The organism is Spirosoma endophyticum (assembly GCF_900112365.1).
In the GTDB taxonomy this organism is placed as follows: domain Bacteria; phylum Bacteroidota; class Bacteroidia; order Cytophagales; family Spirosomataceae; genus Spirosoma; species Spirosoma endophyticum.
Genome location: NZ_FOLQ01000007.1, coordinates 160,516 through 183,923 on the forward strand (window position 1 = coordinate 160,516; position 23,408 = coordinate 183,923).

General features: G+C 50.6%; 10 protein-coding genes and 1 pseudogene. 1 reads left to right on the top strand and 10 read right to left on the bottom strand.

Going from position 1 to position 23,408, the window contains the following annotated elements:
- Positions 1-119: 119 nt before the first annotated feature.
- From BM202_RS19050 to BM202_RS19085, 8 genes and pseudogenes are all read right to left on the bottom strand, one after another.
- Positions 120-2,717: an ABC transporter permease gene (locus BM202_RS19050; protein ID WP_218160584.1), complete on the bottom strand. Its 2,598-nt coding sequence runs from the start codon at positions 2,715-2,717 to the stop codon at positions 120-122.
- A 123-nt stretch (positions 2,718-2,840) separates the two neighbouring features.
- Positions 2,841-3,155, bottom strand: a pseudogene (locus BM202_RS19055) (PadR family transcriptional regulator).
- A 192-nt stretch (positions 3,156-3,347) separates the two neighbouring features.
- Positions 3,348-5,801, bottom strand: a complete 2,454-nt coding sequence (locus BM202_RS19060; protein ID WP_093829014.1) for an ABC transporter permease — start codon at positions 5,799-5,801, stop codon at positions 3,348-3,350.
- Positions 5,802-5,878: 77 nt separating this feature from the next.
- Positions 5,879-8,305 carry an ABC transporter permease gene (locus BM202_RS19065; protein ID WP_093829016.1) on the bottom strand — a complete coding sequence of 809 codons (2,427 nt, stop codon included), beginning with the start codon at positions 8,303-8,305 and terminating at the stop codon, positions 5,879-5,881.
- A gap of 84 nt (positions 8,306-8,389) precedes the next feature.
- Positions 8,390-8,986 carry a hypothetical protein gene (locus BM202_RS19070; protein WP_093829018.1) on the bottom strand — a complete coding sequence of 199 codons (597 nt, stop codon included), beginning with the start codon at positions 8,984-8,986 and terminating at the stop codon, positions 8,390-8,392.
- A gap of 259 nt (positions 8,987-9,245) precedes the next feature.
- Positions 9,246-11,669 (bottom strand): ABC transporter permease, encoded by a 2,424-nt coding sequence (locus tag BM202_RS19075; protein WP_093829020.1) that lies wholly within the window; start codon positions 11,667-11,669, stop codon positions 9,246-9,248.
- A gap of 114 nt (positions 11,670-11,783) precedes the next feature.
- On the bottom strand, positions 11,784-14,108 hold the full coding sequence (locus BM202_RS19080; RefSeq protein ID WP_093829022.1) for an ABC transporter permease: 2,325 nt from the start codon (positions 14,106-14,108) through the stop codon (positions 11,784-11,786).
- 97 nt (positions 14,109-14,205) lie between these two features.
- Positions 14,206-16,593 (bottom strand): ABC transporter permease, encoded by a 2,388-nt coding sequence (locus BM202_RS19085; protein ID WP_093829024.1) that lies wholly within the window; start codon positions 16,591-16,593, stop codon positions 14,206-14,208.
- Positions 16,594-17,060: 467 nt separating this feature from the next.
- On the opposite strand from BM202_RS19085, the gene BM202_RS19090 reads away from it, so the two are divergent.
- Positions 17,061-18,326: an MFS transporter gene (locus BM202_RS19090; RefSeq protein WP_093829026.1), complete on the top strand. Its 1,266-nt coding sequence runs from the start codon at positions 17,061-17,063 to the stop codon at positions 18,324-18,326.
- 46 nt (positions 18,327-18,372) lie between these two features.
- On the opposite strand, the gene BM202_RS19095 is transcribed toward BM202_RS19090, so the two are convergent.
- Positions 18,373-20,826, bottom strand: a complete 2,454-nt coding sequence (locus BM202_RS19095; protein WP_093829028.1) for an ABC transporter permease — start codon at positions 20,824-20,826, stop codon at positions 18,373-18,375.
- A 69-nt stretch (positions 20,827-20,895) separates the two neighbouring features.
- The gene (locus BM202_RS19100; RefSeq protein ID WP_093829030.1) at positions 20,896-23,316 is read right to left on the bottom strand and encodes an ABC transporter permease; all 2,421 of its coding nucleotides are present in this window, start codon (positions 23,314-23,316) and stop codon (positions 20,896-20,898) included.
- Between the last annotated feature and the right edge of the window lie 92 nt (positions 23,317-23,408).

Below are 23,408 nucleotides of genomic sequence, written 5' to 3' on the forward strand. Positions count from 1 at the left end.
ACTTGATAAAACTGTCCGATAATGGACAGTTTTCGTACGACAGCGGACAACGGGGTGGGGTGGGGCAGGGAGCAAGGAGCAGGAAGCATGCTTTTTCACTTCACGCACCACGCTCCTTACTACTCACTACGTAGTGATTTGACCGGGTTCATCAACGCAGCTTTGATACTCTGGAAACTGATCGTAAGTAGCGCGATGCCGATGGCTAGCAAACCCGCCAGTGCAAATACCCACCAGCTGATGTCAATCTTGTAGGCGAAATTCTGCAGCCACCGATTCATGACGTACCAGGCAATGGGTGAGGCTGTAACAACGGCGATCATGATCAACTTGAGAAAGTCTGTGGAGAGTAGCGCTACGATGCTGGCGACCGATGCCCCCAGCACTTTTCGCACGCCAATTTCTTTAGTTCGTTGCTCAGCGGTGAAGGCCGCTAAACCAAATAGGCCCAGGCAGGCAATGAAAATTGCCAGACACGCGAAAATCGTAGACAGTGTACCGACGACCGTTTCGCTTTTGTAGAGTTTCTGGTAGTCGGCATCCACGAATGAATACGAAAAGGGAAGCCTGGAATTCAGTTTCCGGCACAGGGCTTCGATGCTGGCCAATGCCTGTTTGGTCTGGCCGGGTTGCGTCCGCACCAGAATATTGTTGGGCCACCAGGCCTCGCCCAGGCGAATGATAAGGGGTCTGATCGCTACATGCAGCGACTGAAAATGGAAATCCTCCATAACCCCCACAATCTTTCCGGGTTGATTCCCAAACGTAAGGGGCTGCCCAACCGGATCTTTGTAACCGATACGTTTGGCCGCTGCCTGATTAATCAGATAATTACTTGAATCCGTGCCAAAAGCCGGTGAGAAATCGCGGCCCTGAAGGAGCTTAACTTTAAACGTTTTGGCAAAATCGTATCCCACCACGGTATTGTTGAATTGAATGGCGAGCGTAGGGTCTTTGCCTTCCCAGTGTACACCGTCGGTTGTATTTCCGTTTTCTAACGGACTCGTCATCATATGCGTTACCGACTGAATACCTGGTAGTTGTAATAATTCCTGTTTGAAGGTTGGGTACTTGCCGGCTACTTCCCCTACACCGGGTATACTGATCAGGTTCTCGCGGTCGTAACCGAGATTTTTCGTTTGAATGTACTGAAGCTGCCGATAAACGACCACCGTTCCAACAATCATCAACATCGATAGTACGAACTGAAAGACAACCAGACCACGCCGAAATAACTGCGCTCCTGCGCTAAATCGCAAAGTGCCTTTCAGTATTCGGACCGGATTGAGCGACGATAGGAAAAGAGCCGGATAACTACCGGCCAGGCCACCCGTCACCAGTAACAAGCCTGTCAATAACAGCCAGAAAAAAGGCTGGTTGAATGGGAGAGTCAGTTGCTTGTCGGTCAGTTGGTTAAACACCGGGAGTAAAAGGCTAACCAGCGCGACTGCCAGCTCCAGCGCAATAATCGTCAAGAGTAGTGCTTCACCCATAAATTGCCCAATCAGCGACGACCGTTCGGCGCCAACCACTTTCCGAACGCCCACCTCTCGCGCCCGTTTGGCCGAGCGGGCCGTAGCCAGGTTCATAAAATTGATCCCCGCAATAAGCAGCAGAAAAACGGCGACAATGATAAAGAGCCGCACATATTCGATACGGCCCCCGTCGCGTTGCCCATTTTTGAAGTTGGAATACAGGTACGCTTCTGTCTCGGGTTGCAGAAATAACTCAATGTTGAACGTAGCGCTGATGTCCTTATTCCGGCCTTTCAGAAACGTTTTGAGCTTGGCATTGACCTTGGCGGGGTCCGCGTCGGGGCGGAGTTCGAGACGCGTATCAGGGCCGCCGTTTTCCCACACAGTAAGCCAGGGATTATGTTTTAAGTAGTTATCCCAGTTAAGTAGAAACTCATATTTGTCGAGTGAATTGTGGGGTAAATTCTCGAACACTGCTGTCACCTGGTAGTCTGTAGCGTTATCGAATCGAATGGATTTGCCCAATGCCGACTGTGCATCACCGAAATAGGTTTCGGCCAGTTTTCGTGAGATCGCCAGATTATTTGGCGCGTTGAGCGCTACGTCAGGCGTACCGGCCAAGAGTTGAATACTGTACATCTTGAACCAGTCGGAACCGGCATAGCACCCTGTCTGTCGGGCTATTGTATTGCCAACGGTTAGTATGTGTCCTTCCTTCGATGATAACCCAGCCGCATGAACCACTTCCGGAAACTGTTTCTTGAGTTCATCGGTCAGTATGCCGGGCGTATCTTCATCTGTAACAATCCGTCCGTCGGCAATCTCATTCTCCATCACCCGGTACAGATTGCTTCCGTTTGTGTACTGCGTTCCCACGCTCAGTTCATCCTGAATCCAGAGGAATATGAGCAGGCTGGCAGCCATGCCCAGGGCCAGCCCCGAGATATTGATAGCGGAGAATGCTTTGTTGCGAATCAGATTCCGCCAGGCGATTTTGACATAATTACGTAGCATATCAGGATGTAGATAAAAAGGCGTTGAATAGTCTACTACAGGTTTCCGTTTGGCCAGTGGCCGCAATAATTTCAACACACTCCGAATGTATCGCCAGCGGGCTTTTCGCTCACCCACCCTTGCCACCCAATAGGCGTAGAGTTCGAACAGGTCGCCCTGCACTTCCTCTTTTGTATCTGGATGGCCGAACGTCTCTAAAAGCCAGTTGGCCCAGCGGGGCGGCTTCATACCGATGAATGATAAATAGTGAATGAGAGAGCGTAGATGAAGAATGATGAAATAATTTATCATTCATAACCGCGCGGGCAGACCCGTCATCATTTCCCTTCACCCGCCCAGCAGTTGCAGGGTTTACGGAGGTAATGCATCCCATAGTTGTTCACGAACTTGCTTGACCTCCCGCAAGGCTTTCCGGCCGGCCGCCGTTACCATGAAAAAGCGTTTTCGACGGCCACCGCGCTCGGCTGTAGCCCCGCCCATTGTTGACGAGAGGAACCCTTTCTCCTCCAACCGTTACAGCGTCGTATGAACGGTACTGAAACCAACTGACCGCCCGGTTTTCTGCTCGATCTCCTGTGTGATCGTGACGCCGTAGGCGGATTCGTCCAGAACCGCCACGGTCAACAGGACGACTTCTTCAAACTCTCCCAAAAAGGCTCTTTTCATGCCCAGCTATATTATACGATAATGTCGATCAAATGCTGTGCCAAATCAGGAGAAAGCTCACTATGGCATTGGAATGGCGTTTTTTAGAGATTGTGCCGACCGGAATTGTCCGTTTGTGAACAGCAGACGTACCGAAACGGACAAGGCAACCCCTGTAGGGTTGCCTTGTCAAAAATGAGTACTATGAACTTGTTATTCGGAACGTAGTGATTTGACCGGATTCATCAGGGCGGCTTTGATGCTCTGGAAACTGACCGTTAATAAGGCAACGCCTACCGCCAGCACACCCGCCAGGGCAAACATCCACCAGGCAATATCAATCTTGTAGGCAAAATCAGCCAGCCATTTGTTCATGACGTACCAAGCGACGGGCGACGCAATGACCAGCGCGACCAGCACCAGCCGGACGAAATCAATGGAGAACAAACCAAAAATATTGGCCGTCGACGCCCCCAGCGCCTTGCGAATACCGACTTCCTTGGTTCGTGATTCGGCCATGAACGCCACAACACCATAGAGTCCCAGGCAACCGATGAAAATAGCAATACCCGCCAGCAGTCGGAATAACGAATACATCCGTTCTTCGCTTTTGTAGAAATTGGCAAGGGTTTCGTCCAGAAACGTGTACTTAAACACAAAGTCGGGGAAGGTGGCATTCCAGGCGGTTTCTATGTCTTTCAGTAAGTGACTAATGGCTTCGGGACTGCTCTGCTGGGATGAGAGTTTGATGCCCAGACTGCGGTATTGATCGCGATAAGATGTTAATACGCTTGGTTCGATCTGCTGATGGAGCGAAAACGCGTTGAAATCTTTCACGACGCCAACAATAGGCTTCTTTACCTCTTCGCCATTCACGGACATAAACTTGCCAATGACCTGTTGCGGAGTCTGGAAGCCCAGGCGTTTCATAAACGCTTCGTTGATAACAAATTCCCGTATGGTATCGGCGGCTTGATACATCCGGCCCGCAATCAGTTTCAGGCCGTACGTATGAATATAGGCGCTATCGGCCGGACGCATCAGTACACCATAGTCGGGCTCTTTATCCGAATTTTCGAAGCGAAAACCTGTGCTCCAGTTGCTGGTCGATGACGGGGTTGTCATCGCAAAACTCATCGACTGAATACCGGGCAACCCGCTGAGTTTCGCTTTCAAACTTTCTAGCTGGCCGGGCTTTTTCTCAGGAATGTATATATTCAATACGGCTTCCCGGCTGTAGCCTAAATCAGCCGAGCGGAAGTAATTCATCTGATTATAGGCAATGATCGTACCGATAATGAGCATTTGCGAAATGGCAAATTGCCCCACAATCAGCCCCCGACGTAGCGTCAGTTGATTGACTACACCTTTGCCCCCCGTTTTCATCTTGCCTTTCAGCGCCAGGATGGGTTGGTAGCCCGATAGAACCAAGGCTGGATAAAAACCGGCTAATAGGGTTGTCGCTACGCTTAAAGCAAGTAGAAACCCCAGTACCGTTGGGTCGAACAGGGTTGCGGCTCCGGGTTTAATGTTGAGCAAATCACCAACATAGGGAAGCGCTACCTGTGCAACGATCAGACTTAAAACCACCGCCAGGCCTGTCAGTACGCCGGTTTCACCCAGGAATTGACGGACCAGTTGCCCTCTTGAACTGCCTAGTACTTTGCGAACGCCCACCTCTCTGGCGCGCCGAATGGCCTGCGCTGTCGCCAGATTGATGAAGTTGACACAGGCCGTAACCAGAATAAATAGCCCAATCAGGCCCATGGCCCAGATCATTTCCTTACTGACAGTTCGCTTGGCATAATTGTCGGTGCGGGTGTCGAAATGAATGTTGGTTAGCGGCTGTAACTCATACATGAGATCTTTGGCATCCTCCGGTTTCTGGTATTTATTGACGAAAGCCACCAATTGCTGGTTCATCTGTGCGGCTGCCATCGCCTGATCCTGTGCCGGTGGGAGCATTAGATAAATTTGCGCTCCGCCATAAGTCGATTGCCAGTCGTCCCAATTGGTAGAGGCTCCGAATTGCTTCAATGACGCAAACGAGAGCAGCACTTCAAATGGCATGCTGGTTGTCGCGGGTAGATTCTGCACGAGCCCCGTCACCACAAAGTCCATCTTGTTCTCGACACGTAACGTTTTTCCGATCGGGTTGCCGGTGCCGAAATATTTCTGGGCCATGCGCTCACTCAGCACTACTGTATTGGGATTCGTAATCGAGGTTTGAGGACTCCCTTTTTGCCAGCTATAATCGAACAGTCGAAAGTATTCGGGTTCGACAAAGGCCACTACGCCATCAGCCTCCTGAAATTTTTTCGTTGATCGACTGGTCTTTTCATTCACGGTAACGACTACGTTCGCGAGCCGGTTAACCATCGTGACCTGGTGTTTCAGGTTTGGATAATCGTTGCGAAGGGCGGCCAGCGCCGGTAAGGGAATACCTGCGTTCCGGCGGTCGACGTTCGATTTTTTGTTGAACGACACTATCCGGTACGTGCGATCGGCGTTAGCATTGTGCTGATCGAAACTCAGTTCATAGCGAATGGCCAGGAACAGAAGCAGACAGCAGGCCAGGCTCAGGGTTAACCCCAGCACGTTGATAATTGAGTAACTCCAGTTGCGCTTCAGGGCGCGGAGGGCGGTGGTGAAATAGCTTTTGAGCATAGTTTTGGAGGAAGAGCGTGGGGGTAGGAGCATGGCGCAAGGAACTTAGCGGTGAACTCTTGGCACCGTGCTCCACGCTATTCGGAACGTAGTGATTTAACTGGATTTGCCAACGCGGCTTTGATGCTTTGGATACTGACGGTCAGCAAGGCAATGCTCACCGCCAGCACACCCGCCAGGGCAAACATCCACCAGGCAATGTCAATCTTGTAGGGGAAATCGGATAACCATTTGTTCATAACGTACCACGCGATGGGGGAGGCCAGAAGTAGAGCGATCAGGACCAGTTTGACAAAGTCAGCCGAGAACAAGCCGACAATGTGGGTGGTTGTGGCACCCAACACTTTCCGAATACCGACCTCTTTGGTTCGCGACTCGGCCATGAACGCCACGACACCATAGAGTCCCAGGCAACCGATGAAAATGGCGATCCCAGCCAATAACCGGAACAGCGCGTACATGCGTTCTTCACTTCGGTAGAAGTTGGCCAGCGTCTGATCTAAAAATTCATACTTGAACACAAAGTCAGGAAAGGTAGCATTCCAGGTCGTTTCTACTTCGCCGATGAGTCGGCTGATGGATGCGGTGCCACCCTGCTGAGTCGATAGCTTGATGCCGAGTACGTGGTAAGCATCCCGGCGGGTGGTCAGTATGCTGGGATTTGTTTGCTGGTGCAGCGAGAACGTATTGAAATCTTTTACCACCCCTACAATTTGCTTTTTGACGTTACCGCCACCACCCAGGGTCAGGTATTTCCCAATAATCTGCTTCGGCTGCCGGATGCCTAATTTTTTCACTAAGGATTCATTCACAACTACCTCCCGCGTGGTATCGGCGGATTGGTACATGCGTCCGGCAATCAGCTTCAGGCCATACGTATTGACATAGGACGTATCGGCGAAGCGGAAAACGACACCGAAATCAGCCTCTTTGGCGTCATTATTATAGGTGAAGCTCGTCCACCAGTTTCCGTCCGACGAGGGTATCGAAAGCCCGTAACTCATCGACCGGATGTTAGACAGGCCCGTTAGTTTGGCCTTTAGGGCTTCCAACTGTCCTGGTTTACGTTCGGGGATTTGCACCGTTAGTATGGCATCTTTGTCATAACCCAAATCCGCCGACCGGAAATACTTCATCTGACTGTAGGCAATGATCGTACCGATGATAAGCATCTGCGAGATAGCGAACTGAAACACAATGAGGCTTCGGCGCAGTGTTAACTGGCTGTTGCCGGCCATTCGCATTCTTCCCCGCAGTGCCAGCACCGGCTGATAGCCCGACAACACCAGCGCCGGATAACTACCCGCCAGTACCGTTGTCAGCACGGCCAGGAACACGACGAATGTAATAACGCCCGGATCGAATAGCACCAGCGTGGCTGCTTTAATGTCCAGCAATTCCGATACGTAGGGCAAAGACAGGTAGGCTACAAAAAACGCCAGCCCTACGGCCAAACCCGTCAGTAAACCCGTTTCGCCCAGAAACTGACGGACCAACTGCGTTCGGGAGCTGCCCAGCACTTTACGAACGCCCACTTCTTTCGCCCGATGAATCGCCTGGGCCGTTGCCAGGTTGATGAAGTTAACGCAGGCCGTTATTAGAATGAACATACCAATCAGGGCCATCGACCAGATCATTTGCTTGCTGACCGTGCGGTTAGCCGAATTGCCCGTGCGCGCGTCGAAATGAATGTTGGTGAGCGGTTGTAATTCATATTGCAAGTGCTTAGCATCCTCCGGGCGCATGTATTTATGGACAAACGGCACTAACGCTTTTTCCATCTGAGCGGACTCAATGGTTGGGGGCAGCGTCAGGTAGATTTGAGCCCCACTATAGACAGCTTTCCATTCGTCCCAGCCGCCGTTGGCTCCGAATTGTTTGAGCGATGCAAAAGATAGCAAAACCTCAAACGGGAGGTTGGTCGTAGCCGGTGGATTCTGCACCACGCCCGTTACGACGAAATCCATTTTATTCTCAACCCGAATGGATTTGCCAACCGGGTCAGCGTTGCCAAAATATTTGTGGGCCATCCGCTCTGATAGCACCACCGTATTGGGGTTTTTAACCGCCGTTTGCGGATTGCCTTCTTTCCACTGATAATTGAACAACCGAAAATAGTCAGGTTCCACGAAGGCCAAAACACCCCCGTCTTCCAGAAACTTACTGGATTGGTTATCGCCCGCTTTCACTAATCCGCCAAACAATTCGTACACCATTGTTGCCTGGTGTTTCAATTCGGGGAAGTCGGTGCGAAGGGCTGCTAAAGCGGGGAGTGTGACTCCTGTATTGCGGTCGTCGCCATCTGAATCACGATAATAAGTGATCATCCGGTACGTATGATCGGCGTTGGCGTGGTGGCGGTCGTAACTGAGTTCGTAGCGAATGGCCATAAACAGCATTAGGCAACACGCCAGCCCAAACGTTAGTCCAACGACGTTAATGACGGTGTAATTCCAGTTGCGCTTCAGGGCGCGCAGGGCAGTTGAAAAATAGCTTTTTAGCATGGGTTTTGAAGGAAAGACGTGGAGCGTGGGGCTTGGAGCAAGGGGTCTATTTCATACTCCATGCACCTTGCCTCAAGCTCCACGCTATTTTGCAGGTACGCCGATTTCCTTTTCAATAATCTCGATGATACGTTGCCGCTCCTGCTGCGTTTTTCCCTTGGCATCAACCGTACGTTCGTAGGTGAAATCGTCGCCATCTTTGGTTAACCGATAGCGTAGATATAACTGCCCGGTTTCGGAATCGTATTTGACTTCCTTGGTGAAGGGTTTCTTACCACCGACGGCCTCTGTCAGGGTATTGTCATTATCAATCCGTACCATCGAAGGGCTACCACCATTCACCGATATATCTGGATGAACAGGAGGCACAGGGGGGATTGGCGGTACAGAGCGAATTGAGGGTACAGAAGAAATGGGTGGAACAGGTGGTACGGGAGGCTCCGGCATACTGATATTCAGGGAATCCAGAATGCGTTCACGCAGCGCATTTCGTTCCTCCAGATTCAAACTGGCGACGTCGAACGTGCGGTCATAATCAATTGGTTTGCCATCGACGGTACCGTTGACGCGAATCGACAGGGTTTTGCCATCGTCATTGATGTTGCGGTTGATGGACGAGTGTTTCTGGGCGATTGCCGCTGAACCGGCCAGCACGAAGAGGGTAAGGGCGAGCGTTTTCATTCGATTTGTCGTTTATTCGGTTTTGAGTGATTTGACGGCGAACGTAATTTTGATGTAGTTACGTAGCCTGTTGTGTAGTACCCCTGACGAGCCGGAGCAAAGACACCTATAGAGACTGTACGTTGCATGCTAGTCGAGAAGTCAATAGGAAAAGCGCCCTATAAAAGCTTATCAATCAGGGTCTATGACTGTACGTATGATATCCTCTGCCCAAAGATCCATGCCATAACCGTGAACCGTCCATACTCCTTGCACCACGCTATTCAGACCGTAGTGATTTGATAGGATTCATCAGGGCGGCTTTGATACTCTGGAAACTGATCGTGAACAGAGCGATGCCCACGGCCAGCAACCCGGCCAGCGCAAATACCCACCATTCGATGTCAATCCGATACGCAAAATCGGACAACCAGCGGTTCATGGCCAACCACGCGATAGGTACGGCCAGGACGATGGCGATCAGCACTAGTTTCAGAAAATCTTTGGATAAAAGCGCAATGATGCTGACGACCGACGCACCGAGGACTTTCCGCACCCCAATTTCTTTGGTCCGTTGCTCAGCCGTGAACGCGGCCAGACCAAATAAGCCCAGGCTGGCAATGACGACGGAGATCACGGCAAAAACCGTAAACAACTGACTCGTTTTCTGCTCGCTCTCATACAGGAACGCAAAACGCTCGTCCAGAAACGAATACGTGAATGGCGCTGGCGGATTGAACGCTTCCCACTGCTTTCTGAATGACGCGACAATATCCGCAGCGTCTGTTCCTTTAACTTTTACGATAATGGCCCCGGAGTTGCGTCCTAAGATCATCATCAGCGGGGCTATTTTTTGCCGGGTCGATGCGTAATGAAAGTCTTTGACGACGCCGATGATGGTAAATTCACGTTGCCCTGACCGAACGATTGTTTTTCCAATCGGACTGGTTTTTCCCAGGCCCAGGTCACGAACGGCGGCTTCGTTGATAACCGTGGCCGTAGAATCGGTGGAGAAGTCTTTCGAAAAAGTCCGCCCTTCTTTCAAGTCCATGCCCAGCGTTTTCAGGTATTCCTCGTCGACGTGGTAAATATTGGTATGAATTTCAGCACGTTGTTCCTTTCCATTCTCTCGCTTGGCATAGATCTGCGTCCCATCCATGTTACTCATGCCCACCGGAATATTGCCGGAAAGGCTGGCCTGAATCACGCGACTATCTTTCTGAAGCTGTTCTTTGAAAACCTGTTCATTCTGGCCCAGCATGTACGAATCCTGGATAACCAGCACCTGGTCTTTATCGAACCCTATTTTCTTGTTCTGCATAAAATGCAACTGCTGATACGTCACCATCGTGGCCACGATCAACGTTCCGGAAACGGCAAACTGGAACACCACCAATCCACTACGTAGCGAACTACGGCGGCTGGTTTGCACCGCTGATCCACCTTTCAAAACGGTGGTGATCCTGGAAAAGGATAACAGAAACGCTGGGTAAGCACCCGCCAGAATGCCAACGAAACCGCCAAATGCCAGCAGCATGGCTACGTTTGTTACTGACAGCAGCATACTGATCGAAATGTCTTTGCCCGACAGCGTATTGAAATAGGGCAATAGCAACGCAACCACACCGGCAGCCAGGAGCAAAGCGAAAAACGTCAGTAACGTCGACTCGATCAGGAATTGTTTGATCAACTGGGTTCTGACCGAGCCCATTACTTTCCGAATACCAATTTCTTTCGACCGACTTGCGGCACTCGCCGTTGATAAATTGGTGAAATTGACAATCGCCAGCAACAGAATGAAAACCGCCAGAATACTAAATATATACACCGATTTAATATCGCCGTTGGCGGCCAGTTCGTACTTGGTTGCCGAATGCAGATGAATGTCAGTTAGTGGCATCAGGGTAAATCGGAACGTATCGACCGATTTTTGTGCTTCTGCCAGACTAACACCCATGTCGCGCTGTATTTCTGGCACTACGTATCTGGCAACCAATTGGGGGAATTTAGCTTCCAGTTTCTGCGGATCGGCATCTTTGCTCAGGACCAGATACGTGTAAAATCCGACGTTGCTCCAGGTAAGGGATTTGATGCCTAAATCGGTGGTACTCAAAAACGCGTCGAAGTGAAAGTGTGTATTGCTGGGTATTTTGTCGATAACGCCCGTCACCTTGCGCACTTCCTGTCCTTTGCCAAAGAGAAGCGCTTTGCCCATTGCCGGACTATTACCAAAATATTTTTGCGCAAACGCCTTCGTCACGACAATGGAGCCGGGCTCTTTCAACGCCGTTTTTATATTGCCTTCCAGCAAAGGAATCGAGAAAAGTTCGAGGAAATTAGAGTCGGCCATCGCAATGGACTGTTCCTTGAATTGCTTGTCCTGATAGCGCATAAATACCTGGCCCCATTGCAATAGACGAGTGGCCGCCAGCACTTCCGGAAACTCTGCCTTGATGCCGGGTCCAACAGCCGCATCGACATTCGAGAAATCGGTAATACGCTCATTTTCGGTTAAATGTAGTTCGACCCGATACATCTGGTTTGCCTGAGCCGGGTATTTGTCGTAACTCAGTTCATCCGTTACAAAAGCCGCAATCAGGATGCAGCACGCCATCCCAACGGTTAATCCAACGACGTTGATGAATGAGAAAACCTTGTTCTTCATCAGGGTTCGCCAGGCGATTTTAACATAGTTGCGTAGCATAGGGCAGAGGGGTTAGGGCATGGGGCTCGGGGCGTAGGGGATGGTGTTTGTTTTGCCGTGACGACGGACCGCGTGACGACGGACCGCCCTCTGCCCTAAACCCTCTGCCCATTGCTATTCTGAACGTAGTGATTTGACGGGATTCATCAGGGCAGCTTTCACGCTTTGGAAACTTACCGTTAGGAGAGCAATGCCGACCGCCAGCATACCCGACAGCGCAAATACCCACCACTCGATGTCGATCTTGTAGGCAAAATTCTGTAACCATTGCTGCATGCTGTACCAGGCCAGGGGCGAGGCAATAACGATGGCAACCAGCACTAGTTTTAGAAAATCTTTTGAGAGCAGGCTGACGATGCTGACCACGGAAGCGCCCAGCACTTTCCGAACACCGATTTCTTTGGTACGCTGCTCAGCAGTGAACGTTGCCAGACCGAACAGACCGAGGCAGGATATGAGGATGGCCAGCAGACCGAAATAATTGATGAGGGTATTGACCAGTGTTTCGCTTCGGTACAGCTTTTCGTATTCCTCATTCACAAAATGGTACGTAAACGGATAGCCCGGATTGAGTTTTTTGGCGGTTTGCTCAATAACTTGAATTGCTTTGTCGGTTTGGCCCGGGCGTGTTTTTATTAAGAAATAATTTGTCCATTTCGGGTAATAGCTTAGCACCAGCGGGCGGATAGGTGCGTGAAATGAACTAATGTGGAAATCCTGCATAACCCCGATGATGCGTCCTTTTCCACGCTGGAAATCCACTTCCGCGCCGACGGGATTCTTTAGCTTCATCATCCTGACAGTCGATTCATTGACTATGTAGTTCGAGGTATCGGCAGCTTTGAAATCCCGACCATCGACCAAATGAACGCCAAGTGTCCTGGTGAAATCCAGCCCAACTTTCATGGTCGAAACCGTGCCGTCAAGTTTCGGATCTTTCCCTGCCCAGTTCAGACCACCCGTACTGCCAATCTGAATCGGCAATTCGCCCGCTGTTGTTACGGACTGGATCGTATTTGAGCGTTGCAACTCCTGACGAAACGTTTCCAGTTTTGGCCGAAGCTCACCCTCGACAGGTACATGAAGAAGATCCTCGCGGTTGAGGCCGAGTTGTTTGGTGCGTACGTAGTTCATCTGCCGTCCGATAATCAGCATGCCCACAATCAGAAATAGCGATAAAGAGAACTGAAAAACTACCAGTGATTTACGGAAGAAAGCCCCTGCTGGTGCACTGCCCAGAACGCCTTTCAGTACCCGAACGGGTTGCATTGCCGACAGAAACAGAGCTGGATAAGCACCCGCCACCAGGCTTGTCGTGATAACCAGTACCAACAGCCCCAGCCAGACACCTGGTGCGGTGAAGTCAATAAACAGTTGTTTGTCAACCATCTGATTGACAGTCGGTAAGGATATGACAACCAAGCCGACTGCTAATGCCGCCGAGAGTGCATTCAACAAAATAGATTCGCCCATGAATTGCCCGGCCAATGCCAGTCGCCCGGCTCCGACTACTTTCCGGATACCCACCTCTTTCGCGCGTAGCGACGACCGGGCGGTGGCCAGGTTTGTGAAATTGACGCAGGCAATCAACAGAATGAGCAGGGATACCAGGCTGAACGTGTGAACATAGCTGATACGCCCACCTACAGGTTTACCATTGGCATAGTTGCCGTACAGATACGTATCGCCAATGGGTTGCAGAACGGGGAACTCGGCGCTTTCCGGTCGATAGCGTTTCATGAGTCCTTTCATGCTGGCTTCGGCCTGAGTTTGAGTCGTATTAGGCTTCAATTTGATATAGGTCAGAAACGAGTTACTGCCCCACCCTTTCATCCAGTCCTCTTCGGCCACCTTGAAGTTAACCAGCCAGTCAAATTGCACAGATGAGTTCCTGGGCACGTTTTCGATAACAGCACCCACCTGGTAGTATTTATCGTTGTTGAGTTGCAGAGTCCGACCCACAGCGTCTACTGTCCTAAAAAACGTCTGAGCCACTGTACGGGTAATAATAATAGCATTAGGCGATTGAATGGCCGTTCGGGGATTGCCCTGTAAAACGGGATACTGGAAAATGTCGAAGAAATCTTCCGTTGCGTAGATGCCTACCTTTTTTGTGAACCGCTGCCCGGCTTTGAGCAAAAAATCATTGCTCCAGACCGTAAACCTGGTGGCTTTATCAACTTCAGGTACGTCTTTCTTTAACGCTTCGGCCAGCGGACCGGGCATGATCTCGCCCGTATTCGTGCCATCCGTCAGGCGGACAAAATAAATCCGATCCGCATCGGTATAGCCTTTATTAAAATTGAGTTCGTCGGCTACCCAAAGACCAATAACCAGGCTACACGCCAGGCCGAGCGACAAACCGGCGATGTTGATAAGACTCAGCAGACGATTTCGCAACAGACTGCGCCAGGCAATTTTAAGGTAATTTGTGAGCATAGAAATAAAGGAGCATAGTGCTAAAGGAGGGAGGAGAGGAAATAAAGGGAGGAGTAGGGTTCTCTATTTCTTCCTCCCTTTATTTCCCCTCCTCCCATTACTCCGAACGGAGTGATTTTACGGGATTCATCAGGGCGGCTTTCACACTTTGGAAGCTGATCGTGAGTACGGCAATGCCCACGGCGAGCAAACCCGCCAGCACGAACACCCACCATTCCAGATCAATTTTGTAGGCAAAACTCTGTAGCCACTGTCCCATAGCATACCAGGCAATGGGCGAGGCAATGACAATAGCGATGAGCACCAGTTGGACAAAGTCTTTCGAAAGCAGTGTAACGATACTCGCCACCGATGCGCCCAGGACCTTACGAACGCCGATCTCTTTGGTGCGGGCCTCCGCTGCCAGAGCTGCCAGCCCAAACAAACCGAGACAGGCAATCAGGACGGCCAGAATCGTGAAGGTGAGCAGCAACTGTCCCTGCTTTTGTTCTGCCTTGTACTGTCGGGAGAAGTTTTCGTCCAGAAAATGGAACGTAACACTGGCCGCCGGGTCGAACTGTTGGTAAGCCTTTTTGATATAGGCCAGGGCTTCTTCGGTTTGGCCAGGGCGAATACGGACGTAAAGGTTGTCTTTGTCAGACGGCGCGGGCATCTGTAGTACCAGCGGTTCGATTTTATGCTGGAGTGAGTACGTGTGGAAATCCCTGACCACACCAACTACTCTCGCTTCAGCCGTTTCGTCTTTGCCAATGAAATAGTTTACCCGCTTGCCGACGGGCGTTTGCCAGCCCATCTTTTTCACCAGCGCTTCATTGACCAGCACCGCGCCCATCGCATCAGCTGGAGACGACTCCGAGAAGTTACGTCCCTGCAACAGTTTGATTTGTAACGTATTGAGGTAATCCGAATCGACCGAAAACTTTTGAACGACCTGGGTACTGGCGGCCATTACGCCGTTCTGCTCGAAGAACATGCCGTTGGTGCCGATGTTATTGTTCCCGATTGGATTGCTGGCCGCTGAGACGGCCTCGATAAGCGGGCTTTTCCGTAGCTCTTCTTTTAGCGCCTGTATCTGCTTCCGCGGTCCTTCACTCTCCAGGTGGAACGTCAGCACCTGTTCCTTGTTGAAACCCATGTCTTTGTGCAGCATGTACCCCATCTGGCGGTAAATGACCCACGAGCAGGAAATCAACGCCACAGCTGCCACAAACTGGAAGACAACCAGCGCCTTACGGAAGCCAATGACACCAACCTGGCTGTCTGTTTTTCCTTTCAGCGCCACGACTGTCCGAAAGCCCGACAGGAACAATGCCGGATACAATCCACTGCCTGCGCCCAGCAGCAAAGCAAACAGAAGCACGATAGCGCCTGTAATCCAGGGGCCATACAGCGTTAAGGTTAAAGGTTTATCGGCCAGCTCATTGAAGAGTGGTAAGGCCATTTTGGCAAGCACTAAACCAACCAGACTGGCCATAAACGCCATCAGCATCGACTCGGTCAGAAACTGCTCGACGAGCTGAGTCCGCCGGGAGCCAATCGCCTTCCTGACACCCACTTCGCGCAATCGGCTAATCGACCGAACCGTAAACAGATTCACATAGTTGATTCCCGCGATGAGCAAAATCAACCCCGCTACCAGCGCAAAAATGTAAACGGTCTGGCTGTTGCCGTTCGCACCGATTTCGTAATCTAAATGAGAGTGCAGGTGAATCGCCGTCAACGGCTGAAGTTCCATCCGATACGTCAGCTCGCCCATTTCTTTCTTCAGGTATTTAGGATAAAAGCTGGGTAGTTTGGCTTCCAGTGACTTGTAGTCGCTTCCTTTTGTAAGCAATACGTAAGTGTACAGCTCGAAATTCTGCCAGCCGTTGGTGTAATTGGTCGGCATTGACCGCAACGCGCTGAACTGTACATGCGAGTTCAGTGGTACGTCGGCGATAACCCCCGATACCGTGTTGACAAAATTATTACTGAATTCAACCGGTTGCCCGACAGCTTTGGCCGCATCACCAAACAGCTTTTCGGCGAGACTTTTGGTCAGCACAATGCGCTCAGGCTGAGCCAGTGCTGAAGCGGGATCGCCGTACAGGAAGGGAAACGTAAAGACATCAAACACCGATTTGTCGGCGAACATAATGTCGTTAGCTTCGATTTTTTTGTCGCGATACGTGATCACTCCACCGCCTTCGGGATACAGTCGAACGGTCTTTTCTATTTCGGGATATTCATGTTTCAGCGCGTCGGCATACGGAGCCGATGTAGGGGCCAACTGAAGGTTGCCGCCCGCCCATTGCGCATAATGTACGACCCGGAACACCCGATCGGCGTTTGTATGAAATTTGTCGTAATTCAATTCATGCCACACATACAAGACCATCAGCCCAACAGCTGCGATTCCCACACCCATACCGGCAATGGTTAACGTACTGAACATCCGGTTTTTCCAGAGATTCCGAAGAGCGATTTTAAGGTAGTTAGTCAGCATAAGTGAGTTTAGGTTGATTCGGAAGAAACGTATTAGACGTTTATCCAAAAGTTGTACCACAAAATTAAATTGTTGATTATCAATATGTTGCCATATGGAAAAAAGCGGCCTGTCCGAAACTGGACATGTTTTTGTTCACTTGCGGACAGCGGTTCTGGGCGTGGTGTAGGGAACATGGGGCTTGTTGCAACGCCATGATCCCTGCACCACGCCCTTTATCAATCCACCGGGCGTGGGGTCTGTCTTCGCCAATGATCAATGTGCTGTGGGCTTGTTTCAATCTATTCGTCGGCCATGTGTTGCTTCGGATAAGTAAGGCATCTCCTCAGAACAAACTGTCTATATTCCTGCTTTTTTTAGGTATTAGGTATTACGGCTATATCGCTAATGGCTAGTATTTCAATTGTGAACAAGACGAAACCCTGATTTTCAGGCGATACTGACAGCTATCAACATAAACTCACGTTATGAACGTAACCACATTCAATGCGTTTAAAAGTCATAATTATCGATTATTCTTTGCCGGGCAGTCCATTTCGCTGCTGGGTACCTGGATGCAGAAGACGGCCGTAAGCTGGGTCATCTATTCGCAGACGCACTCCAAGTTTATGCTGGGCGTCAGCGTGTTTGCTACGTTGTTTCCCTCTGCTTTATTGACGCCTTTTGGCGGTGTCATCTCCGACCGGTATAATCGGTATCGGGTCTTGTTGCTCACGCAGGTCCTGTCGATGGGGCAGGCCATCCTGCTTACGGTTGTGGTCTTCTTCAAGGACTATGCGGTCTGGGAGATCATCGGGTTGAGTGTCGTGCTGGGCCTGATCAATGCGTTCGATGTGCCCGCCCGCCAGTCGATGATTTACGAAATGGTCGACGATAAAAAAGACCTGCCCAATGCGATAGCCCTGAATTCATCAATGGTCAATTTGTCCAAACTGATTGGCCCCGCGATTGCCGGTATTGCCATCGAGCGATTGGGGGAAGTCGTTTGCTTCGGACTGAATGCGGTGAGCTTTATCGCCGTTATTGGCTCGCTCCTGCTCATGAAACTGCCCAAATACGTAGCAACCGTCCATACAAAGAATATTCTGGGTGAATTGATCGAAGGGTTCGTTTACGTAAAAGAAACGCCCTCCATTCGGTTTGTCATTGGTATGCTGGCGCTGGTCAGCTTACTGGTGCTCCCCTTTACTAACCTGATGGCCGTTTATGCGAAGGATGTTTTTAATGGGACGGCTTCCACCTTTGGTATGCTTAATAGCGCCATCGGACTGGGTGCTTTTATCGGAGCCATCTTCCTCGCTTCCCTGAAACCCAGCGTCAGTTTAAGCAAGGTGCTGGCGATCAACACCTTTGTTTTTGGCACGGGACTGATCTTATTTTCCTACACAAGCTGGTATCCACTGGCGCTGTTCTTTATCGTGATCGGCTCTTTCGGGATGATGTCGCAGATTACGATCAGCAATACGTTGCTGCAAACGCAGGCCGCTCCTGCCATGCGTGGGCGGGTCATCAGTATGTTCGTTATGGTCTATGCCAGCGCGTTGCCGATCGGTGGTCTGATCGTGGGGGCCATATCCGAGCGCGTTGGCGTACAGGCGACCGTACTGGGCGAAGGCATTCTGGCGCTAGGAATTGGGATCATGCACCTCCGCCATTTACAACAAGTTAAAACCCCAAAATCGACTTCATCCTTACCCGACACCTCCACCGCCGAGGTTGTCCTGCAAGCCTGAAGGAAGCGTGGTGCATGGAGCTTGGTTTCTAGCTCCATGCACCGCGCTATTCAGAACGTAGTGATTTCACCGGATTCATCAAGGCGGTTTTTATACTCTGGAAACTGATAGTGAATAAGGCAATGCCAATAGCCAGAATACCCGCCAGCGCGAATATCCACCACGAAATGTCAATTTTATAGGCGAAATCGCTTAGCCACAGGTTCATAACGTACCAGGCGATCGGCGACGCGATGAGGATAGCCATCAGCACCAGTTTGATGAAATCTTTGGACAGCAGGGTAATCAGCCCCGGAATCGAAGCGCCCAGCACTTTCCGGATGCCAATTTCCTTGGCACGCTGCGAAATGGTGTAGGACGATAAACCGAACAATCCCAGGGAGGCAATCAGCACGGCAAGTATCGAGAAGATCGTGGTAATCCGGCCAAAAATCTGGTCGTCTTTGTACTGCCGGTTGAACTGATCATCCATGAAAAAGTACGTGAAGTCGTTGCCGGGGAAAAACTCGCTGTACGTCTGCTTTACTAAATCAACCGTTTGATTCAGGTCACTGGTGGCAATTTTGACGGAATAGAAACCGCCATTCGTGTAGAAAGGCTGGAAGACAAGGGGTTCGATCTGGTGACGTAGCGATTGCTGGTGAAAATCGTTCATAACCCCAACCACTTCCCATTCCCGGCCAAAAAACATAATTTTCTGACCAACCGCCGAGGCCGCATTCTGGAATCCCAGTAACGTAGTTGCGGACGAATTGATCAGGATATTCTTGACTTTTCGACCATCCGGGTCCGAGTCGGTCGGCAGGAAGTTCCGACCCGCCAGCAGCTTGATTTGATACGTATCGAAAAAATCAGGATCAACGCCCATCCGGGTGACTGTTACGCCTTTCTCCTGATTGGACCCAACGCGCTTCACATTGAACGTGCGCGGAAGCCGGTCGCCCAGCAGGTTAATGGAAGCCGAAGCCGCTTTGATGGCCGGATACTGTTTCAGCTCATTTTTAAAACTAGCGATACGTTCAATAGAAGTAGAGTCCCAGCGCGTCAGGGCGGGGCCGGATATGACCAGCACCTGATCCATATTAAAGCCCAGTTTCTCACTCCGCATATAAGCCAGTTGCCGGAAAACGATGAACGTGCCGACAATCAGGATTACCGATGCCATGTACTGAAAAACCACCAGTGATTTCCGTACCCAAACCCCCGAGGCCGACCGCTTGAAACTCCCTTTTAACACGCTAATGGGCCGAAAAGAAGATAACGCAAAAGCGGGGTAGAAACCTGACAGAAACATGCCCAGCACAAACACAGCACCCAGCGCAATGGCCATGAGTCTGCCGCCATAACCCGCGCCGGTCAGCAGTGACAGCGAGAGCGGTTTGCCGATTTGTTCGCTCAAGAACGGCTCCAGGGTTACCGTTAATCCCAACGCCAAAACGAGCGCCAGCAGATTCAATAAAATCGATTCGGACAGAAACTGGCCGATTAGCTGGCTCATGGTTGCTCCGGCCACTTTCCGAACCCCCACTTCTTTGGCCCGTTCCAGCGAGCGGGCAGTCGATAGGTTGATGTAATTAATCCAGGCAATCAGTAAAATAAAAACGGCAATGATCAACATGGTCCAGACCGCCTTCCCATTGTTGACGATGCCGATTTCGTACTCGTAATCGGAGTATAAATGGGCTTTCAGGAGCGGTTGGAGATGGAAATTTTCAACGCTGCCAGAGACTTTGTCACCTTTGAAATAGCGCTGGCTGAAAGCCGGGAATTTACTTTCCAAGGCCAGCGCGTCAGCATTTGGCTTTAGCTTCAGATAATGCCACATATCCGATCCGTCCCAACTGGTTTTCACCCAGGGACCCCAGGTTCTGACCATTGTTTCGTAGGAAATTAACGCGCCAAATTGCAGATGCGACGTAGCAGGAACGTCTTTCATGACGCCCGTGATCCGGAAAGGCTCCGTATCCAGGTCCATGAAAAGCGTTTTGCCAATGAGTCGGGCATAGTCTTTTGGCTGCGCCCCAAAAATGCGTTTGGCATCCTTCTCCGTCAGCACAAGGCTGTTGGGTGCTTTTAAGGCGGTTGCGGGGTCACCCGCCAGCATGGGGAAGGTGAAGAAAGTCAGGAAATGGTCATCGACGAAAAACGTCTGCTCTTCCTGATAGACCGATTTGTCGCGACGGAATTTAACGGTTCCATTGTTGACCAGTGTCGTATAACCTTCGACTTCCTGATAATCGTTCGCCATCGTCTTGCCGATGGTTGGGTACGTAATGGTGCCGTGCTGAATGAGTTTTTCCTGCTGAAACCGGTCGTTCGTGACGCGGTAAATACGGTCGGCATCTTTTTGGAACTGGTCGAAACTCAGCTCAAAACTAACATATTGCAAAATCAGCAGGCAGGCAGTAATGCCAACGACCAACCCCAGCATATTGACCAGTGAAAAGACTTTAGCCTTCCACAAATTCCGAAACGCGATTTTAATGTAGTTACGTAGCATAGGGGTAAGGGGCACGGGGCCTGGGGCATGGAACTTGGCGTTGATGCCTTGCTCCAGGCTCCTCGCTATTTATTCGGAACGGAGTGATTTTACGGGATTCATCAGGGCGGCTTTCACGCTCTGGAAACTCACTGTTAACAAGGCGATACTCACCGACAGGACACCCGCCAGGGCAAACATCCACCACGAAATGTCGATCTTGTAAGCGAAGTCCTGTAACCAGCGGCTCATCGTGTACCAGGCAACCGGAACCGCCAGGACGATCGCGATGGCTATCAGTTTCAGGAAATCTTTCGAGAGGAGGGCTACGATGCTACCCACTGATGCGCCCAGCACTTTGCGAACGCCAATCTCTTTGGTACGTTGTTCGGCCGTGAAAGTCGCTAAACCAAACAGGCCGAGGCAGGCGACGAAGATGGTCAGGCCCGCGAAAATGCCCAGAATACGGCCAATTTTCTGTTCCGCCAGATAGGTTTCGTTAAAGCGCTCATCCAGAAAAGAGTACGTAAAAGGTGCGTCGGCCATCAACTGATTCCAGTTCGTTTTCAGGCTGGCGAGCAATCCGGAAATATCTTTGGTTTTCACCTTCACAATCACGGTGCCTCCGGTATGGCCCAGCACCATCACCAGCGGAGCAATACGTTCGTGCAACGACTTGAAATGGAAATCCTTCACGACGCCAATGACCCGATACGTAGTTTTTTGGCCCTCGTTGTTCGCATTGGTTATCGTATGTCCTACTGCCTTATCGCCCCAGCCAACTATTTTGGCCGCCGTTTCGTTCAGAATCACCCCCGAAGAATCGGTGCCATAGTCTCTGGAGAAGTTTCGCCCATACGCCATCTGCATCCCCAGTGTTGGAATGTAGTTGTAATCGACATCGTAGCGAAGTGTCTTTATCAACTGGGTGGAATTCGTTTCGGGATAGAGCGTGAAGTTGTTGTTGTTACTCGGACCCGCGGGCAGATAACCCGATGTGCTCACATTCACAACCCGAGGGTCCTGCATGATCTGATTACGGAATACGTCCTCCTTTTTGCCAAGCAGCCAGGTTTCAGGCAATACCAGCACCTGATCCTTATTGTACCCTAATTTTTTGTTCTGAATGTAGCTGAGTTGCCGATAGACCACGGTCGCGCCCACCATGAGTGAAATGGAAATAAAGAACTGAAAAACGACCAGGCCGCTACGTAGGCCGATGCTATTTTTGCTCGATGTGAACCTGCCTTTCAAGACGGCAATCGGCTTAAACGACGATAGAAAAAACGCGGGATAGCTGCCCGCCAACACCCCGACCAGCAAGCCCAATAGCAACAAGCTCGGTAGCGTCCAGATAGTAGCCGTAATATTTAGGGTTAAGTCTTTGCCAGACAGATCGTTGAAGAGAGGCAACGTTAGGTAAACCAAGCCAACCGCCAGCATCAGCGCAATCGCCGTCAGTAGAAGTGATTCGATCAGAAATTGACTGGCCAGCGCCGATTTTACCGATCCCATCACTTTCCGAATACCTACTTCTTTGGCTCGTTTGGATGCGCCCGCCGTGGAGAGGTTCATGAAGTTGATGCAGGCAATCAGCAGCATAAACAACGCAATGGCGCCAAAAATGTAGACGTATCGAATATCACTCCCCGCTTCCAGATTCTGCGTCATATCCGAATGCAGGTGAATGTCTGTCAGGAGCTCCAGAAACAGGCCGATGTCGTTGCCTTTTTTGCGAAACTGACCTATACTCATGCCAAACGCCTTCTCCAATTGTGGAGCCATGTACTTATTTACTACGGTAGGTAGTTTGGCTTCCAGTTGGTGGTAATCATAGTCTTTGGGAAGGACTAAATATGTATGAAATTCGGACGTCATCCAGGAGTTCGCTTTGGCAGCCGGGAAACTGGCCATCGACACAAACAGGTCGAAATGGAAGTGCGAATTAGTGGGCACTTTGTCCATAACCCCCGTAATTTGATACGTAGTGTTCCAGTCTTTGATAGCTACCGTTTTTCCAACAGGGTTGTTATTTCCGAAATACTTCCGGGCCATTTCCTGCGTGATAACGGCTGTATTGGGACGAATCAGGGCTGTTTTGACGTCGCCCTGAAGAAGGGGCAGCGTAAACACCTGGAAAAAATTAGAGTCTACGTAGGCGATGGCGTTATCCTTAAACGTCTTATCACCCACTGTGATGAGGGGCGCGCCACCCTGACGTAAACGGGTGGATTCCAGCACCTCAGGATAGTCGGCTTTGAGGGTTTGCGCAACGGGCGGCATCACGTGCGCTTCGTTCATTTTTCCCCCCTGAATCGAGCCCCGGAAAACGACGCGTACAATTTGGTCCGCTTTTTCGTTGAAGCGGTCATAGCTGAGTTCATCGAGCACGAACAGGCTGATGAGCATGCAGGTCGCCAACCCAAGAGCTAGTCCGGTGATGTTGATGGCTGAGAAAGCCCGATTGCGTTTCAGATTCCGCCAGGCAATTTTTATATAGTTCTGTAGCATGAGTAGGCAAAAATAGATAAGCCGGTCCTTAGTCGTCTATACCCAAATGACGTACCACGATTGTAAGTATTTGGTCGTTAAGGAGTTAGAAT

Coding starts and splice junctions, on each gene's coding strand:
- BM202_RS19050 (WP_218160584.1), bottom strand. CDS start 2,717: ATGAAGCCGCCCCGCTGGGCCAACTGGCTTTTAGAGACGTTCGGCCAT.
- BM202_RS19075 (WP_093829020.1), bottom strand. CDS start 11,669: ATGCTACGCAACTATGTTAAAATCGCCTGGCGAACCCTGATGAAGAAC.
- BM202_RS19060 (WP_093829014.1), bottom strand. CDS start 5,801: ATGCTCAAAAGCTATTTCACCACCGCCCTCCGCGCCCTGAAGCGCAAC.
- BM202_RS19065 (WP_093829016.1), bottom strand. CDS start 8,305: ATGCTAAAAAGCTATTTTTCAACTGCCCTGCGCGCCCTGAAGCGCAAC.
- BM202_RS19090 (WP_093829026.1), top strand. CDS start 17,061: ATGAACGTAACCACATTCAATGCGTTTAAAAGTCATAATTATCGATTA.
- BM202_RS19100 (WP_093829030.1), bottom strand. CDS start 23,316: ATGCTACAGAACTATATAAAAATTGCCTGGCGGAATCTGAAACGCAAT.
- BM202_RS19070 (WP_093829018.1), bottom strand. CDS start 8,986: ATGAAAACGCTCGCCCTTACCCTCTTCGTGCTGGCCGGTTCAGCGGCA.
- BM202_RS19085 (WP_093829024.1), bottom strand. CDS start 16,593: ATGCTGACTAACTACCTTAAAATCGCTCTTCGGAATCTCTGGAAAAAC.
- BM202_RS19080 (WP_093829022.1), bottom strand. CDS start 14,108: ATGCTCACAAATTACCTTAAAATTGCCTGGCGCAGTCTGTTGCGAAAT.
- BM202_RS19095 (WP_093829028.1), bottom strand. CDS start 20,826: ATGCTACGTAACTACATTAAAATCGCGTTTCGGAATTTGTGGAAGGCT.